General features: G+C 60.0%; 14 protein-coding genes and 1 pseudogene. 10 read left to right on the top strand and 5 right to left on the bottom strand.

The features are described 5' to 3' along the window. Positions 1 to 144: 144 nt before the first annotated feature. The 3 genes from AB4O36_RS19985 to ccoM all read left to right on the top strand — a co-directional run bounded on the left by AB4O36_RS19985 (position 145) and on the right by ccoM (position 1028). Entirely contained in the window at positions 145 to 486 is a 342-nt protein-coding gene (locus AB4O36_RS19985; protein ID WP_460140092.1) for an aspartate-semialdehyde dehydrogenase, read from the top strand. A gap of 118 nt (positions 487 to 604) precedes the next feature. After that, positions 605 to 769: a hypothetical protein gene (locus AB4O36_RS19980; protein WP_460117377.1), complete on the top strand. Its 165-nt coding sequence runs from the start codon at positions 605 to 607 to the stop codon at positions 767 to 769. A 142-nt stretch (positions 770 to 911) separates the two neighbouring features. Continuing rightward, positions 912 to 1028, top strand: a complete 117-nt coding sequence (gene ccoM, locus AB4O36_RS19975; RefSeq protein WP_460117376.1) for a cytochrome c oxidase subunit CcoM — start codon at positions 912 to 914, stop codon at positions 1026 to 1028. A gap of 266 nt (positions 1029 to 1294) precedes the next feature. Here the strand turns inward: ccoM and AB4O36_RS19970 are convergent, their stop codons facing one another. Together AB4O36_RS19970 and AB4O36_RS19965 are read right to left on the bottom strand one after the other, a co-directional pair. Beyond that, positions 1295 to 2770 carry an inorganic phosphate transporter gene (locus tag AB4O36_RS19970; protein WP_460117375.1) on the bottom strand — a complete coding sequence of 492 codons (1476 nt, stop codon included), beginning with the start codon at positions 2768 to 2770 and terminating at the stop codon, positions 1295 to 1297. A 375-nt stretch (positions 2771 to 3145) separates the two neighbouring features. Then, positions 3146 to 3346, bottom strand: coding sequence for a hypothetical protein (locus tag AB4O36_RS19965; RefSeq protein ID WP_460117374.1), 201 nt, complete (start codon positions 3344 to 3346; stop codon positions 3146 to 3148). A 669-nt stretch (positions 3347 to 4015) separates the two neighbouring features. On the opposite strand from AB4O36_RS19965, the gene pcaR reads away from it, so the two are divergent. From pcaR to pcaD, 7 genes and pseudogenes are all read left to right on the top strand, one after another. Continuing rightward, positions 4016 to 4858 (top strand): pca regulon transcriptional regulator PcaR, encoded by an 843-nt coding sequence (gene pcaR / locus AB4O36_RS19960; protein WP_460140091.1) that lies wholly within the window; start codon positions 4016 to 4018, stop codon positions 4856 to 4858. A gap of 218 nt (positions 4859 to 5076) precedes the next feature. Continuing rightward, on the top strand, positions 5077 to 5934 hold the full coding sequence (locus tag AB4O36_RS19955; RefSeq protein ID WP_460140090.1) for a CoA transferase subunit A: 858 nt from the start codon (positions 5077 to 5079) through the stop codon (positions 5932 to 5934). Further along, the gene (locus tag AB4O36_RS19950; protein WP_460142164.1) at positions 5931 to 6713 is read left to right on the top strand and encodes a CoA-transferase subunit beta; all 783 of its coding nucleotides are present in this window, start codon (positions 5931 to 5933) and stop codon (positions 6711 to 6713) included. Before AB4O36_RS19955 ends, AB4O36_RS19950 begins: the two co-directional genes overlap by 4 nt. Then, positions 6710 to 7915 (top strand): 3-oxoadipyl-CoA thiolase, encoded by a 1206-nt coding sequence (gene pcaF / locus AB4O36_RS19945; protein ID WP_460142163.1) that lies wholly within the window; start codon positions 6710 to 6712, stop codon positions 7913 to 7915. Before AB4O36_RS19950 ends, pcaF begins: the two co-directional genes overlap by 4 nt. A 115-nt stretch (positions 7916 to 8030) precedes the next feature. Next, the gene (locus AB4O36_RS19940) at positions 8031 to 9335 is read left to right on the top strand and encodes an MFS family transporter (protein WP_460117371.1); all 1305 of its coding nucleotides are present in this window, start codon (positions 8031 to 8033) and stop codon (positions 9333 to 9335) included. A gap of 69 nt (positions 9336 to 9404) precedes the next feature. Beyond that, a pseudogene (locus tag AB4O36_RS19935) lies at positions 9405 to 9491 on the top strand (hypothetical protein); the annotation flags it as partial. 11 nt (positions 9492 to 9502) lie between these two features. Next, on the top strand, positions 9503 to 10294 hold the full coding sequence (gene pcaD, locus AB4O36_RS19930; protein ID WP_460140089.1) for a 3-oxoadipate enol-lactonase: 792 nt from the start codon (positions 9503 to 9505) through the stop codon (positions 10292 to 10294). 130 nt (positions 10295 to 10424) lie between these two features. Here the strand turns inward: pcaD and emhC are convergent, their stop codons facing one another. The 3 genes from emhC to emhA are packed head-to-tail and all read right to left on the bottom strand — an operon-like array spanning position 10425 to position 16207. Then, a complete protein-coding gene (gene emhC, locus AB4O36_RS19925) occupies positions 10425 to 11885 on the bottom strand; it encodes an efflux RND transporter outer membrane subunit EmhC (RefSeq protein ID WP_460140088.1) in 1461 nt (486 codons plus the stop codon). Further along, positions 11882 to 15046, bottom strand: a complete 3165-nt coding sequence (gene emhB / locus AB4O36_RS19920) for an efflux RND transporter permease subunit EmhB (RefSeq protein ID WP_460117368.1) — start codon at positions 15044 to 15046, stop codon at positions 11882 to 11884. Before emhB ends, emhC begins: the two co-directional genes overlap by 4 nt. Before the next feature lie 3 nt (positions 15047 to 15049). After that, positions 15050 to 16207 (bottom strand): efflux RND transporter periplasmic adaptor subunit EmhA, encoded by a 1158-nt coding sequence (gene emhA, locus AB4O36_RS19915; protein ID WP_460140087.1) that lies wholly within the window; start codon positions 16205 to 16207, stop codon positions 15050 to 15052. Positions 16208 to 16410: the final 203 nt, after the last annotated feature.

Genomic DNA, 16410 nt, shown 5'->3' with positions numbered 1-16410 from the left:
AACTCACTGTCTCACCTTAGTTCAATACTTGATACGCCCGTAGCTCGGGGCACTTGTGAGTGCCAATCGGGTCACAGTTTGCGACCGATGGCTCAAGTCGCCATCCCCGCAGCCGAAAACCCGATGACAGGAGACAATAAAATCATGCTGCCACCGATGCTTCCCTTGAGTGCCGTGCCGGTTACGTCACAGCACGACCCGATCCGCCAGCGACCGGATATCCCACCCGTGGTGCCGGTGCAGGAAAGCTCCAACGAAAGTACCATCGACCTGCAGCAACGAGACCCTGAGGAAGCGGCTTATCAGTTGCGCGAGGAACAGCGCCGCAAGCAGGAGCAACAGCGCCGTCGCCAGGAAGCCGATGAATTTCCTGAGGAACACCTGGCGATCCCCGGGGTCGACCTCAACGCTGACAACACCGTACCGGTCAAGCCGTTGATCGATGACGAGCCGCGTCAAGGCATGTGGGTCGATATCCAGGTCTAGCCGGTGGTAGCCGTCCAATTCGCATCCGGTATCGAGTTCGGGCAATAGACCACTGGCCATGGGCCTCGCCAGAACGCATTATTGGCGTAACGACACTTCACATGATGCGCTGAACGCCATGAGCCAAGACGACAAGTTGATCGACCTGAATGCCGAACGTGCCAAGCGCGTGCACGATCTCAACGAAAAACGCCTGAATGAAGTCCGCCAGGCATTCGAGCAGGCAATGCCGTTGGGAAAAACCGGCAAAAAGAAACCGAAGAACAAGCCGAAAAAGCGCTAATCCCCCCGTATTTATTGATGCAGGTCAGTTTCCTCCCTCCTTTGCGCCCAACCTCGGGCGATATTGATCCCGGTCAATTTCCTCCCCTGCCTGATTGGTTAACTTAGACCCATCGCAACAAGGCAAGCGCAGGAGGCCAGTCATGTTTTTCGACAACGTGGTGTTCGCCGGGGTGCTGACTGTCAGCCTCATGGTCTGTTTTTTTGCAGGGTTTGGATTTTTTATCTGGAAAGACGCACACAAGCGGAAAAAACCGTAGTTCTTTCTTGATGCAATGAGCACGCAAGGCATTTTGGGCAACTTCGGTTGCCCTTTTTTTTGCCCGCGAAAAAACTTCTTCACACAGATCTCCTGTAGGAGCGAGCATGCTCGCGATGGTGGCGCGGGCACCGCTGGGTGTCAGGCTGCCCGCGTCATCGTTAACGACCATCGCGAGCATGCTCGCTCCTACAGGGGAGTGTGTGGCGTAGTAAAACAAAAAAGGCGCGAACCTCTCGGAACGCGCCTTTTTCATGACCGTATCTATTAGCTAGCCAGCGCCTTCGACGCCAGCCAGAACAGACCGGCCGACAAGCCTACGGTCGCTGGCAGGGTCAGCACCCAGGCGAGCAGGATGGTCTTCACCGTGCCGCTTTGCAGGCCGGCCTTGTTGGCGACCATGGTGCCAGCCACGCCCGAGGACAGCACGTGAGTGGTAGAAACCGGCAGGCTGAAGATGTTGGCCATACCGATCAGGCTCGCGGTGGTGATCTGCGCCGACATGCCCTGGGAGTAGGTCATGCCTTGCTTGCCGATCTTCTCGCCGATGGTCAGTACCACGCGTTTCCAGCCAACCATGGTGCCCAGGCCCAGGGCCAGTGCTACCGCCAGGATCACCCAGAACGGTGCGTATTCGGTGGTGGCGGTCAGGTCCTTGCGCAGTTTGTCCAGGTCCGCTTTTTCACGCGGGGCCAGGCCTGGTAGCTTGCTGACTTTCTTGGCGGTGTCATCCAGGCACAGCAGGTAGCGACGTACCTCGATACGGCTTTCCGATGGCAACGAGTGGTAATCCGCTACACCCTTGAGAGTATCGAGCAGGGCGTTGATGGTCGGTTCGGTCTGTTGCGGATTGCAACGGAATTTCTCCGGCAGATCGCCTTCCACGCTTTTGCCCAGGGCCAGGAACTCACCCAGGGTATCGCCGTTGCGCTTGTAGAACTGGCTCAGGTGCAGGGTGGCGTCGCGAGTCCGTTCGATCTGGTAGGTGGTGCTGCCCAGGTCGAGTACGAATTGCGCCGGGACGATACCGATCAGCACCAGCATGATCAGGCCGATGCCTTTCTGGCCATCGTTGGAACCGTGTACGAAGCTCACGGCCATGGCCGAAATCACCAGGACCAGGCGGTTCCAGAACGGCGGATGCTTCTTGTCGTCGAGCTTGCGACGCTGTTCCGGCGTCTTGTGCATCTTGGACAGCGGGCGCCACCATTTCAGACCGATGAGGATCAGGGCCGCGACCAAAAAGCCGGCCATGGGCGAGAACACCAGGGACGCACCGATATCGATCGCTTTCTGCCAGTTAACGCCATCGGCCAGCGGGATGTCGTTGATCAGGGCGTTGGCCAGGCCGACACCGAGGATCGAACCGATCAGCGTATGGGAACTGGAGGCCGGGATACCGAAGTACCAGGTGCCCAGGTTCCAGGCGATCGCGGCAGCCAGCAACGAGAACACCATCGCCAGGCCGTGACCGGTATTGACGTTGATCAGCAGCTCCACCGGCAACAGGTGGACGATGGCGTAGGCCACGCCGACGCCGCCCAGCAGCACACCGAGGAAATTGAATACACCGGAAAAGAACACCGCCAGGTGTGGCGGCATGGCTTTGGTGTAGATAACGGTGGCAACCGCGTTAGCGGTGTCATGAAAGCCGTTGATGAACTCGAACGCGAGGACAAAGGTGAGGGCGAGCAAGAGGCTCACGAGCACCCAAGCATCCAGTCCGGTGAATAAATCGATCATGAAGGTTTTCTGACCCGGTCATAAGGGGGCGCGATTATGCCAGAAAAGACGGGTAATCGATGCACTAGCTGCTCATCGGTAACATTCTTCATTGATTTTTTTTGTCACATTGCCCCGGGGTTGGCGCGTCTGCAGGGTTGCTCAAGCTCTTGAATTTCCAGGATTACCGCGCAAAAACAGGGGTTTCACACACCGTTGCGGGCGGTGTAAAGGCTTGTATGAAATATCTGAGAAGGGGGCCAGACGTAAGCCAATTTCTCACCAGATAGATGAGATGACCGCTGCCCGCTCGTAGCGGGCGCGAATGGCAACATCGATGCACGCCGCTTTCAACGGTTGCAAATGCAGGCCCCGAAAGGACCCAGGCCGAAGGGCTTATGGCTCTTCGGGTCTGAGTTCCTTTTCCATCTTCTGCAGTTCCTGGTTAAAAGCTTGATCCTGAACGGTGGCGCGTTTACGCCATGGTTTGCGTTCTGGCTCGGGCTGAGCGGCGTAAGTGGTGATTTCTCCGCCGTAAACTTCCTTGTAACGTTGTTCCTGGCGCTCTAATTCGGCGCGCAGTTCTTCTTTCGTCACAGTGCTACCTGTATGGGTTGAGATGGATTCTGGTAAATCGCGCTGCATCCAATGTATCGACCGCGCTCGGTGAAAAATCAGTGCCGGGGTCGGCATTGTTTCAAGGCACGGCGATCAATACTTCCATGTTGCAGGCGGCCACGGCACCAGAGCAAAACAGCTGACGTAGCATCAATTTCCTGATTAGCGAGCGCGCTGGCGGGACATTCGCGAATGAGCGTCAGGCACTGCTTTGGGTAACGGCGATTGAACATCGAGTTACCGGTGGCGGAACCGGCCAATCAGAAAAGCCAGTCGCCACTGACCTGCATTATAGCGACCGATTTGAAGAACACTATCGCCAAAGAGTTAAAAATGGATCTTGATGTGTGATGGGCTTTATAACTTGAAACTCTTTGCGTCCAATGTCCGCGATGTCTTTCTGACGCCATTAAGCTGTTTAACTTCAGACATTATATGAGGGGCTTTAATTCCCTTATCAAGGGCGAGCAAGTGCATGTAAGAGAGCGGCGAAATCCGGCTGGACACCCCCGGTTCACACGTTGAGGTCGATTGCGATTATCGGGCGACGGTTCGATAATCGCCCAATCGTAATGGAGGATGGCTTGTGCGAGAGGCATCGAGCCGCTTGTAATAGCCGTCGCCGAGCCGCGTGGGAAAAAGACCGATATGAATGATCAACTGCGCAACTCCTTCGCTTCCGTAGCGCCGCCGATTGTTGCGTCGCCCGCCAAGCGGATTCAGGCCATGACCGGCGATCCCGACTTCATGACGTCCCTGGCCCGTGGCCTGGCCGTAGTGCAAGCGTTCCAGGAGCGTAAACGGCACCTGACCATTGCCCAGATCAGCCACCGTACGGAAATTCCCCGCGCTGCCGTGCGACGTTGCCTGCACACCCTGATCAAGCTCGGCTACGCCACCACCGACGGGCGCACGTATTCGCTGTTGCCCAAAGTGCTGACCCTGGGTCATGCCTATCTGTCCTCGACGCCCTTGGCGGTGTCGGCCCAGCCCTACCTGGACCGCATGAGCGAGCAACTCCACGAGGCCTGCAACATGGCCACGCTGGAAGGTGATGACATTTTATACATCGCCCGGTCGGCGACGACTCAGCGCCTGATTTCCGTTGATCTTTCCGTGGGCGGGCGCCTGCCGGCCTATTGCACATCCATGGGCCGCATCCTCCTGGCAGCGCTGGACGACACTTCCTTGCGTGAATACCTCGACCACGCTGACCTGCAAGCCAAGACCAGTCGAACCCTGCACACCCCCGAGGCATTGCTCGAATGCCTGCAAGGAGTCAGGCAACAAGGCTGGTGCATCGTCGACCAGGAACTGGAACAGGGCCTGCGCTCCATTGCCGTGCCGGTGTACGACGCTTCCGGGCAAGTGGTGGCGGCGCTCAACGTCAGCACGCATGCCGGACGAGTCAGTCGAAGCGAGCTGGAACAGCGTTTTCTGCCGGGGCTGCTCGCGGCCAGCCGCAACCTTAGCGCCCAGTTATTTGCGTAGGTCGGTTCAGCGCATCTGTCCTGTCGCCGGCGCCGAGCGGCGTTCCGAGGTGCTTTTAAAGGATCAGTAGCAAGGTAACAATCTGTTCGATAAACGAACACTTAGTCGATTATCGGATTGTTTGGCTTTTTAGGCAGGCTTAACCTTCAGTCATCCGGCGCGCGCATCGCGCCTTGTTCATCCACTGTCGGTTCAAACAAAAACGGGAGCCTGCCCCCATGGCTGAAATCCTTTCGCTGCACGACGCGGTGAAGCAATTCGTCAACGACGGCGATACCGTCGCGCTCGAAGGCTTCACTCACCTGATCCCTACGGCGGCCGGTCATGAAATCATTCGTCAAGGCAAGAAAGACCTGACGCTGGTTCGGATGACGCCTGACCTGATCTACGATCAACTGATCGGCGCCGGTTGCGCTCGCAAGCTGATTTTCTCCTGGGGCGGCAACCCGGGCGTTGGCTCCCTGCACCGTCTGCGTGATGCCGTCGAGAAGCAATGGCCACACGCTTTGGAAATCGAAGAACACAGCCACGCCGACCTGGCCAATGCCTACGTGGCTGGCGCTTCCGGTCTGCCGTTTGCGGTGCTGCGTGCCTATGCCGGCTCCGACCTGCCGAAGGTCAACCCGCTGATCAAGTCCGTGACGTGCCCGTTCACCGGTGAAGTGCTGGCGGCGGTGCCTTCGGTTCGGCCGGACGTCACCGTGATCCATGCGCAGAAAGCCGACCGCAAAGGCAACGTGCTGCTCTGGGGCATCCTCGGTGTGCAGAAGGAAGCAGCCTTGGCCGCCAAGCGCTGCATCGTCACCGTGGAAGAACTGGTCGATGACCTGAATGCGCCGATGAACGCCTGTGTCTTGCCGACCTGGGCCTTGAGTGCTGTCTGCCATGTGCCCGGCGGCGCTCATCCGTCTTATGCCCACGGCTACAACGAGCGCGACAACCGCTTCTATCAGGCCTGGGACCCGATTGCCCGCGATCGTGAAACGTTCATCGCGTGGATCAACGAGTACATCCTTGGCTGCGCTGACTTCAGCGAGTTCCAGGCCAAGCTGGCCGCTGCTTCGGAGGCGAAATAATGACTTACACCACCAATGAAATGATGACTGTCGCCGCTGCCCGTCGCCTGAAGAACGGTTCGGTGTGCTTTGTCGGCATCGGCCTGCCCTCCAAGGCGGCCAACCTGGCACGGCTGACGTCTTCGCCCGACGTGGTCCTGATCTACGAGTCGGGACCGATTGGCGCCAAACCAAGCGTATTGCCGCTGTCTATCGGTGACGGTGAGCTGGCGGAAACTGCCGACACCGTAGTCCCGACCGGTGAGATTTTTCGCTATTGGTTGCAGGGCGGGCGCATCGACGTCGGCTTCTTGGGCGCGGCGCAGGTCGACCGCTTCGGTAACATCAACACCACGGTGGTGGGCGACTATCATCAGCCGAAAGTACGCCTGCCGGGTGCCGGTGGCGCGCCGGAAATCGCCGGCTCCGCCAAGAGCGTGCTGATCATCCTCAAGCAGTCGGCGCGTTCCTTCGTCGACAAGCTGGACTTCATCACTTCCGTTGGCCATGGCGAGGGCGGTGATTCGCGTAAACGCCTTGGCCTGCCGGGCGCAGGTCCCGTGGGCATTATCACGGACCTGTGCATCATGGAACCGGAGGAGGGGACCCACGAATTCGTAGTCACCGCGTTGCACCCGGGCGTGACGCGCGAACAAGTGAGCGCCGCTACCGGCTGGCCGATCCGTTTCGCCGACACTGTCGAGGTCAACGTCGAACCTAGCGCGGTGGAACTGCAGGCGCTGCGTGATCTTGAGGCTCGCACCGCTGCCGCCCACGGCCAGGCACCCGGAGAAGCATAATGCGCGACGTTTATATCTGTGACGCGATTCGTACCCCCATTGGCCGTTTCGGCGGCGGCTTGGCGGCGGTTCGCGCCGATGACCTGGCTGCCGTGCCGATCAAGGCCCTGATGGAACGCAACCCGTCGGTAGACTGGACCGCCGTGGACGAGGTGTTCCTCGGCTGCGCCAACCAGGCCGGCGAAGACAACCGCAACGTGGCACGCATGGCACTGCTGCTGGCGGGCCTGCCGGACAGCATTCCGGGTGTGACCCTCAATCGCCTGTGCGCTTCGGGCATGGATGCGATCGGCACGGCTTTCCGCGCCATCGCCAGTGGCGAAATGGAGTTGACGATCGCCGGTGGCGTCGAATCGATGTCCCGCGCGCCGTTCGTGATGGGCAAGGCCGATGCGGCGTTTTCGCGCAATATGAAGCTGGAAGACACCACCATCGGCTGGCGCTTCATCAACCCCCTGATGAAAGCCAAGTACGGTGTCGATGCAATGCCGCAAACCGCTGACAATGTGGCAGACGATTATCAGGTGTCCCGCGCCGATCAGGACGCGTTCGCCTTGCGCAGCCAGCAACGCACCGCTGCCGCCCAGGCGGCAGGTTACTTCGCCGAAGAAATCGTCGAGGTACGAATTGCCCACAAGAAGGGTGAGACCGTGGTCAGCCAGGACGAACATCCGCGCGCCGACACCACCCTGGAGGCGCTGAACAAACTGAAACCGGTCAACGGCCCGGACAAGACCGTCACCGCCGGTAACGCTTCAGGCGTTAACGACGGCGCGGCGGCGTTGATCCTGGCCTCGGCCGAAGCCGTGAAGAAACACGGCCTGACACCCCGCGCCAAAGTGCTGGGCATGGCCAGCGCCGGTGTGGCGCCGCGTGTGATGGGCATCGGCCCGGTGCCGGCGGTGCGAAAACTCACCGAGCGCCTGGGCGTGGCGGTCAGCGATTTCGACGTGATCGAACTCAACGAAGCCTTTGCCAGCCAGGGGCTGGCGGTGCTGCGTGAGCTGGGGATTGCCGACGACGCTCCCCAGGTCAACCCGAACGGTGGCGCCATTGCCCTTGGCCACCCGCTGGGCATGAGCGGTGCGCGCCTGGTGCTGACGGCGCTGCACCAACTGGAAAAGAGCGGCGGCAAGAAGGGGCTGGCGACCATGTGTGTCGGTGTTGGCCAAGGTTTGGCATTAGCCATCGAACGCGTCTGACGCTCGGCATCGGGCACGCCAGCTCACACAGGGTTTTAATCGCCTGGCCAATTGAGGAACGGGGGTGTTGCAAAGTGTGTCTAGACTTTCAATGTCCCCAAAGAGTGAACAAACAATGACTATCCCCTCAGCGACTACTGAGCACTACACCGGCGAAGAGCGCAGCAAACGGATTTTTGCGATTGTCGGTGCTTCGTCGGGCAATCTCGTCGAATGGTTCGATTTCTACGTCTACGCCTTTTGCGCGATCTATTTTGCCCCGGCGTTCTTCCCCTCGGACAACCCGACCGTGCAGTTGGTGAACACCGCAGGCGTGTTCGCTGCCGGCTTCCTCATGCGCCCGATTGGCGGCTGGATTTTTGGCCGTGTCGCTGACAAGCACGGTCGCAAGAATTCGATGCTGATTTCGATTCTGATGATGTGCTTCGGCTCGCTGCTCATTGCCTGCCTGCCGACCTACAGCAGCATTGGCGTATGGGCACCGATCCTGCTGCTGTTCGCCCGTTTGCTCCAAGGGTTGTCGGTGGGGGGCGAGTACGGCACCACGGCCACCTACATGAGCGAAGTCGCGCTCAAGGGCCAGCGCGGTTTCTTTGCTTCGTTCCAGTATGTGACGCTGATTGGCGGGCAACTGCTGGCCGTGTTGGTGGTGGTGATCCTGCAGCAGTTCCTCAGCGAAGATGAACTGCGTGCCTACGGCTGGCGTATCCCGTTCGTGGTCGGTGCGTTGGCGGCCTTGATCTCGCTATTCCTGCGCCGCTCCTTGAAAGAAACCACCAGCAAGGAAATGCGCGAGAACAAGGATGCCGGCAGCATCGCGGCGCTGTTCCGCGATCACAAGGCGGCGTTCATTACCGTGCTTGGCTACACCGCCGGTGGCTCGCTGATTTTCTACACCTTCACCACCTACATGCAGAAGTACCTGGTCAACACCGCCGGCATGCATGCCAAGACCGCCAGTTACATCATGACCGGTGCGCTGTTCCTTTATATGTGCATGCAGCCGTTCTTCGGCATGCTCGCCGACAAGATCGGCCGACGTAACTCGATGCTCTGGTTCGGCGCACTGGGTACGCTGTGTACCGTGCCAATCCTGTTGACTCTGAAAAGCATCAGCAGCCCGTTCCTGGCCTTTGTGTTGATCACGTTGGCGCTGGCCATCGTCAGCTTCTACACCTCGATCAGCGGGCTGGTGAAAGCCGAGATGTTTCCGCCTGAGGTGCGTGCACTGGGCGTCGGCCTGGCGTACGCGGTGGCCAACGCGATCTTCGGCGGCTCGGCGGAATACGTGGCGCTGAGCTTGAAGGCCGGTGGCATGGAAAACTCCTTCTACTGGTACGTTACGGTGATGATGGCCGTGGCATTCCTGTTCAGCCTGCGTCTGCCGAAGCAGGCGAAATACCTGCATCACGACCTTTGATCCATCTGCGTGGGCCTTCAAGGCCCACGCTTTCAGTAACGGCCTATGAACCAGCGACCGGCCAATCAATTGCGATGCCTGCTGGACCCTGCCCATTACCTCGGCCACGCGCGCGCCTGGGCCGAGCTCGCGGTGGCCGAACATTCTGCTCCCTGAAGGAGATTGCTGTGGCTTTCGTACAACTCGCCGATGGCGAACTGCATTACCAACTCGATGGGCCAGTGGATGCACCGGTGCTGGTGCTGTCCAACTCGCTGGGCACCGACCTGCACATGTGGGACGCGCAGATCGCCGCGTTCACCGAGCACTTTCGTGTGTTGCGCTTCGACACCCGTGGCCACGGCCAGTCGCTGGTGACGCCGGGGCCGTACAGCATCGAACAGCTGGGGGCTGACGTGCTGGCCCTGCTGGATGCCTTGCACATCGAAAGAGTGCATTTCTGCGGGCTGTCGATGGGCGGCCTGATCGGTCAGTGGCTGGGCATCAATGCCGGCCATCGCTTGAACAAACTGGTGGTGTGCAATACGGCGGCGAAGATCGGCGATCCATCGATCTGGAACCCGCGAATCGAAACCGTACTGCGCGACGGTGCGGCCGCCATGGTCGCCTTGCGCGATGCATCGATTGCGCGCTGGTTCACCCCGGACTTTGCCGAGGCCCAGCCGGCGACGGCGAAAAAAATCACCGACATGCTTGCCGCCACGTCGCCGCCAGGTTATGCCGCCAATTGCGCAGCGGTGCGCGATGCCGATTTCCGTGAGCAACTGGCCTCGATCAAGTCGCCGCTGTTGGTCATCGCGGGCACCGAGGATGCGGTAACTCCGCCGTCCGGTGGGCATTTTATCGAGGAGCATGTCCCAGGTGCCGAATACGCCGAGTTCCACGCGGCGCACTTGTCCAACGTTCAGGCCGGTGACGCGTTCAGCGAGCGGGTCATGGCTTTTTTGACGGCCCGTTGAGGGGCGATTTGTAGGCTAAAAACAACGTGGGGTTGAATCGCGGGAGGAGGCCGGCGCTACCCCATAAAGACTTTCCCACGGACAACAAAAAGCCCACCAAACGGTGGGCTTCATGCCTCTCAGCGGTCTATCAGAACAACCGCATCTTCGGCGCTTCTTCCTTCAACGGCTCAACCTTCGCCGTCTGCTCGTTCCAGCCACCGCCCAGTGCCTTGTACAGGTTCACGGCACTGGTCAGTTGCGCCAGACGATCGGTGATCAACGCCTGTTCGGCGCTGAACAGCTGACGCTGGGCATCGAGGAAGGTCAGGTTGCTGTCGACGCCAATGCGATAACGACGCTCGGCCAGGCGGTAGTAATCCTGGTTGGCGGTGACGAAATCACGTTGTGCCTGCAACTGCTCGGTGTAGGTCTGGCGGGCGGCCAGGCCATCAGCGACTTCCTGGAAGGCCGTTTGAATGGACTTCTCGTAGTTCGCCACGCCGATGTCTTTCTGGATCTTCGAGTAATCCAGGCTGGCGCGCAGGCTGCCGGCGTTGAAGATCGGCAGGTTGATCTGCGGCTGGAACAGCCAGGTGCCCGAGCCGCCCTTGAACAGGCCCGACAGGTCCGGGCTCAGGGTCCCGGCATTGGCGGTCAGGCTGATGCTCGGGAAGAACGCTGCGCGTGCCGCGCCGATATTGGCGTTGGCCGCTTTCAGGTTGTACTCGGCTTGCAGGATGTCCGGACGACGTTGCAGCAGGTCCGACGGCAAACCAGGCGGTACGTCGCTCAGCAGATCGTCAGACAGCGGCTTGCCTTCTCGCAGATTGGCCGGAATGGAAGTGCCGAGCAGCAGCACCAGGCTGTTTTCATCCTGGGCGACCTGGCGAGTGTAACGGGCCAGTTGCGCACGGGCGTTTTCCACCGAGGTGCGCGACTGCGCCAGGTCCAGCGCCGAGGCGACGCCCACTTCGTTGCTGCGCGAGGTGAGCTTGTAGCTCTCCTCGAACGCACCCAGGGTGTCCTGAGTCAGCTTGCGCAGTTCTTTATCGGCCTGCCAGGTCAGGTAGGCATTCGCCACACTGGCCACCAGGCTGATTTGCGTGCTGCGACGGCCTTCTTCGGTAGCGAAGTACTGTTGCAAGGCTTGTTCGCTCAGGCTGCGAACCCGACCGAACAGGTCAAGTTCATAGGCGCTGATGCCGACGGTGGCGGAGTAGGAACTGGTGATCCCCGCCTGACCGGTCTGCGATGCATCCGCCGGAACCCGCTGACGGCTGCCGGTGGCGTTGGCCGAAACGGCCGGGTACAGGTCGGCACGCTGGATGCGGTACTGCGCGGCGAACGCATCGATGTTCAGTGCCGCGACGCGCAGGTCGCGGTTGTTTTCCAGGGCAACCTGAATCAACTGTTGCAGGGCCGGGTCATGGAAAAACTGCTTCCAGCCTTGCTCCGCAGCTGCCTGGGCAGGCGCCTGGGTCGGCGAGTACGCCGGACCTTGCGGGTACTGAGCCTCAACCGGCGCTTGTGGCTGCTGGTAGTCAGGGATCAGCGAGCAGCCGCTCAGCACGAAGACGGCGACTGCGATGGAGAGTAGCGACTTGCTCATTGGCCAGCCTCTTTGGAAGATTCGAATGCAGCGTCCTGGTCGGCGATCTTGCGCTGGCCAATGGACGATACGGCGACGAAGAACAACGGGACCCAGAAGATCGCGAGTACGGTGGCGGTGATCATACCGCCAATTACCACAGTACCGATTGCATGTTGGCTGCCGGAGCCCGCACCCGTGGAAATCGCCAGCGGTACAACGCCGAGGATAAACGCCAGCGAGGTCATGATGATCGGGCGCAGCCGCATGCGGCAGGCTTCGATCGCCGCATCGGCGAGGCTGCGGCCCTGCTCATGCAGTTCCTTGGCGAATTCGACAATCAGGATGGCGTTTTTCGCCGCCAGACCGATGGTCGTCAACAGGCCCACCAGGAAGTACACATCATTGGACAACCCGCGCAAGCTGGTGGCCAACAGGGCACCGATAATCCCCAGCGGTACCACGAGCACCACCGCAATCGGGATCGACCAGCTTTCGTACAACGCCGCCAGACACAGGAACACCATCAGCAACGACAGGGCGAACAGCGCCGGTGCCTGGGAACCTGCCAGGCGTTCTTCATACGACAGACCGGTCCAGGAAATGCCCACGCCCGCTGGCAGTTTCTTGGCAATGGCTTCGACTTCTGCCATGGCTTCACCGGTGGAATAACCCGGTGCCGGGGCGCCGAGGATTTCGACCGCTTCCACACCGTTGTAGCGCGACAGCTTCGGCGAACCGTAGATCCACTCACCCTTGGCGAACGCCGAGAACGGCACCATGGTTCCGGCGCTGTTGCGCACGTACCACTTCTGCAGGTCTTCAGGGCTCATGCGCGAGTCCGGCTGGCCTTGTACGTACACTTTCTTCACCCGACCGCGGTCGATGAAGTCGTTGACGTAGCTACTGCCCAGGGCAATCGACAGAGTGCTATTGATGTCGGCGATGGTAATGCCCAGGGCACTGGCCTTCTCGTCATCGATTTCCAACTGGTATTGCGGTTCGTCGTTCAAACCGTTCGGACGCACTTGCGTCAGCACCTTGCTCTGGGCCGCCATGCCCAGGAACTGATTGCGTGCTTCCATCAGTTTCTGGTGACCCAGACCGGCACGGTCCTGCAGGAACACGTCGAAACCGGTGGCGTTACCCAGCTCCAATACCGCAGGCGGTGCGAAGGCGAACACCATGGCGTCACGGAAGGTGAAGAAGTGCTGTTGGGCACGGGCTGCCACCTTGAACACGCTGTTGTCGGCGTTACGATCACCCCATGGCTTGAGCATGATAAATGCCATGCCGGAGCTCTGGCCACGGCCGGCGAAGTTGAAGCCGGTCACGGTAAACACCGAGTTCACGGCATCACCTTCACCACCATCCTTGCCTGGTCGCAGCAGGTACTCACGCATCTGGTCCACGACCACTTGTGTGCGCTGGGCAGTGGAACCTGCCGGTGTCTGCACCTGGGCAAACAGTACGCCCTGGTCTTCCTCGGGGAGGAACGAGGAAGGAATGCGCATGAACAGCCAGATCATACCGATGACGATGATTACGTAGGCCAGCAGGTAGGGCGCCTTGTGACGCAGGATGTTGCCGACGCCACGCTCGTAGCTGTTCACGCTGCGGTCGAAGTTGCGGTTGAACCAGCCGAAGAAGCCGCGCTTGGACGTGCCGTGATCACCTTTGGCAACCGGCTTGAGCATGGTCGCGCACAGGGCCGGGGTGAAGATCAGGGCAACCAGCACCGACAGGGCCATGGCCGAGACGATGGTGATGGAGAACTGCTTGTAGATCACACCGGTGGAACCACCGAAGAATGCCATCGGCAGCAGTACCGCCGAGAGCACCATGGCAATACCGACCAGGGCGCCCTGAATCTGACCCATGGATTTTTTCGTGGCTTCCTTGGGTGAAAGGCCTTCTTCGCTCATCACCCGCTCGACGTTTTCCACCACGACGATGGCGTCGTCCACCAGCAAGCCGATGGCCAGCACCATGCCGAACATGGTCAGGGTGTTGATGCTGAAACCGGCTGCGGCGAGGATGCCGAACGTACCCAGCAATACCACCGGCACGGTCATTGTGGTGATGACCGTGGCGCGGAAGTTCTGCAGGAACAGGAACATCACCAGGAACACCAGCACGACTGCTTCGACCAGGGTTTCAACCACGCTCTCGATCGAGGCGGTCACCACGGGCGTGGTGTCGTACGGGAACACCACTTCCATCCCTTGCGGGAAGAAGGGCTTGAGGTTATCGATGGTGGTACGCAGGGCTTTTGCCGTGTCGAGGGCGTTTGCACCGTTGGCCAGTTTTACCGCCAGACCGGAAGCCGGCGCGCCGTTGAACTGGGCGTTGATGCTGTAGTTCTCGCCACCCAGACCGACGTCCGCGACGTCCTTGAGGCGTACCTGCGAGCCGTCCTTGTTGACTTTGAGCAGGATCTTGTCGAACTGCTCGGCGGTCTGCAAGCGAGTCTTGCCGATGATCGTCGCGTTCAACTGGGTGCCGGGCAGGGCAGGCAAGCCGCCGAGTTGGCCGGAAGACACCTGGACGTTTTGCGCGGCGATGGCGGTCTTCACGTCGACCGGGGTCAGGTTGAATTTGTTCAACTTGGCCGGATCGAGCCAGATGCGCATGGCGTACTGCGAACCGAACACCTGGAAGTCACCGACACCGGCGGTCCGGGAGATCGGGTCCTGCATGTTGGACACGATGTAGTTGGACAGGTCGTCCTTGGTCATGCTGCCGTCGCGGGAGACCACGCCGATCACCAACAGGAAGTTCTTCACGGCCTTGGTGACGCGGATACCCTGCTGCTGCACTTCTTGCGGCAGCAACGGGGTGGCGAGGTTCAGCTTGTTCTGGACCTGGACCTGCGCGGTATCGGAGTTGGTGCCTTGCTCGAAGGTCGCGGTGATGGTCATGGTGCCGTCGGAGTTACTTTCCGAAGACACATAACGCAGGTTGTCGATACCGTTGAGCTGTTGCTCGATGACCTGCACCACAGTGTCCTGCACGGTTTGCGCGGAGGCACCCGGGTAGGTCACGGAAATGGCGATCGCCGGAGGCGCAATGCTCGGGTATTGGTTGATCGGCAACTTGAGGATCGATAGAGCCCCGACCAGCATGATCACCAGGGCAATGACCCAGGCGAAAATCGGACGGTCGATAAAAAATTTCGACATGGTTTACTCCCCTTTGCCGCTGGAAGCCTTGTCAGCTGCCTGAGCGGGGGCCGGGTTCTTCGCGCCGACGTTGGTCGCTTCGCTGGCTTTGACTTCAATGCCAGGTTTGACGTATTGCAGACCTTCGGTGATCAGACGATCGCCGGCTTTAAGACCGTCTTCGATCAGCCACTGGTTGCCGACGGTGCGGCTGGCCTTGAGCTGACGCAGTTCGACCTTGTTGTCGGCGCCGACGACCATCGCGGTCGGGCTGCCCTTGAGGTCACGGGTCACGCCTTGCTGCGGCGCCAGGATCGCCGCGCTGTTCACGCCGGCTTGCAGCTGCGCATGGACAAACATGCCTGGCAACAGCGTGTGATCCGGGTTCGGGAATACGGCGCGCAGGGTCACGGAACCGGTGGTCTGGTCAACCGAGACTTCGGAGAACTCGAGCTTGCCGTCCAGTTTGTACTGGCTGCCATCCTCGAGAGTGAGCTTGACCGCCGCTGCGTTGTCCCCGGATTTCTGCAGGCGACCGCTTTCCAGGTCGCTGCGCAGCTTCAGCAATTCCACCGAGGACTGGGTGACGTCGACGTAGATCGGGTCCAGTTGCTGGATCACCGCCATCGCATCGGTCTGACCGCTGGTGACCAATGCGCCTTCGGTCACGCTGGAGCGGCCGATACGGCCGGTGATAGGCGCATAGACCTTGGTGTAGCGCACATTGATCTGCGCGCTTTGCAAGGCGGCTTCCGATTGCAGGCGATTGGCCAGGGCGGTGTCGTATTCCTGGCGGCTGACGGCCTGTTCGTTGACCAGCTGCTTGTAGCGATCAGAGATCGATTTGGTCTGTTGCAGGTTGGCTTCGGCGCTTTTGAGCGTCGCCTCATACACAGCCGGGTCGATCTGATACAGCTGCTGGCCAACCTTGACGTCGCCGCCTTCCTTGAACAGGCGCTTGAGAATGATGCCGTTGACCTGTGGGCGAACTTCGGCGATGCGGTAGGCGCTCGTGCGTCCCGGCAAATCCGAGGTCAGGGTGAAGGCTTGAGGTTGCAGGGTGACGACGCCGACCTGAGGCGGTGGAGCGGCGGGCGCCGCCTCTTCCTTTTTACAACCGCTGAGCAGCGATGCAAGGGCGACGGCGGCGACCAGAGCGGTAACAGCTGGCTTGAATTGCATGAAAATCCTCGGGTCAGGCGCGCAAATTGCGCACAGGAAATGTGAAAGGTAAAAAAATCGGCGCTGAGTGGATAAGTAGCTTGCTAAGAAATATACTTACGTTCATGGTTGTTTGTAAATACCTTTGGTGCGTATCCTAGCCCTTACAAAAGCTGTTTCAAAGCTCGAATTTGTAGGTCGGGGACGACGCCCAAGAGCGCTCG

The organism is Pseudomonas sp. S2_E01 (assembly GCF_054668365.1).
This window is presented reverse-complemented; position numbering and strand designations above follow the sequence as displayed.

Bases quoted from the DNA above. Each gene is read 5' to 3' on its own strand.
- emhC (WP_460140088.1), bottom strand. From the start codon at position 11,885: ATGAGCAAGTCGCTACTCTCCATCGCAGTCGCCGTCTTCGTGCTGAGC.
- AB4O36_RS19980 (WP_460117377.1), top strand. From the start codon at position 605: ATGAGCCAAGACGACAAGTTGATCGACCTGAATGCCGAACGTGCCAAG.
- pcaR (WP_460140091.1), top strand. From the start codon at position 4,016: ATGAATGATCAACTGCGCAACTCCTTCGCTTCCGTAGCGCCGCCGATT.
- AB4O36_RS19985 (WP_460140092.1), top strand. From the start codon at position 145: ATGCTGCCACCGATGCTTCCCTTGAGTGCCGTGCCGGTTACGTCACAG.
- AB4O36_RS19940 (WP_460117371.1), top strand. From the start codon at position 8,031: ATGACTATCCCCTCAGCGACTACTGAGCACTACACCGGCGAAGAGCGC.
- AB4O36_RS19955 (WP_460140090.1), top strand. From the start codon at position 5,077: ATGGCTGAAATCCTTTCGCTGCACGACGCGGTGAAGCAATTCGTCAAC.
- AB4O36_RS19970 (WP_460117375.1), bottom strand. From the start codon at position 2,770: ATGATCGATTTATTCACCGGACTGGATGCTTGGGTGCTCGTGAGCCTC.
- ccoM (WP_460117376.1), top strand. From the start codon at position 912: ATGTTTTTCGACAACGTGGTGTTCGCCGGGGTGCTGACTGTCAGCCTC.
- emhB (WP_460117368.1), bottom strand. From the start codon at position 15,046: ATGTCGAAATTTTTTATCGACCGTCCGATTTTCGCCTGGGTCATTGCC.
- emhA (WP_460140087.1), bottom strand. From the start codon at position 16,207: ATGCAATTCAAGCCAGCTGTTACCGCTCTGGTCGCCGCCGTCGCCCTT.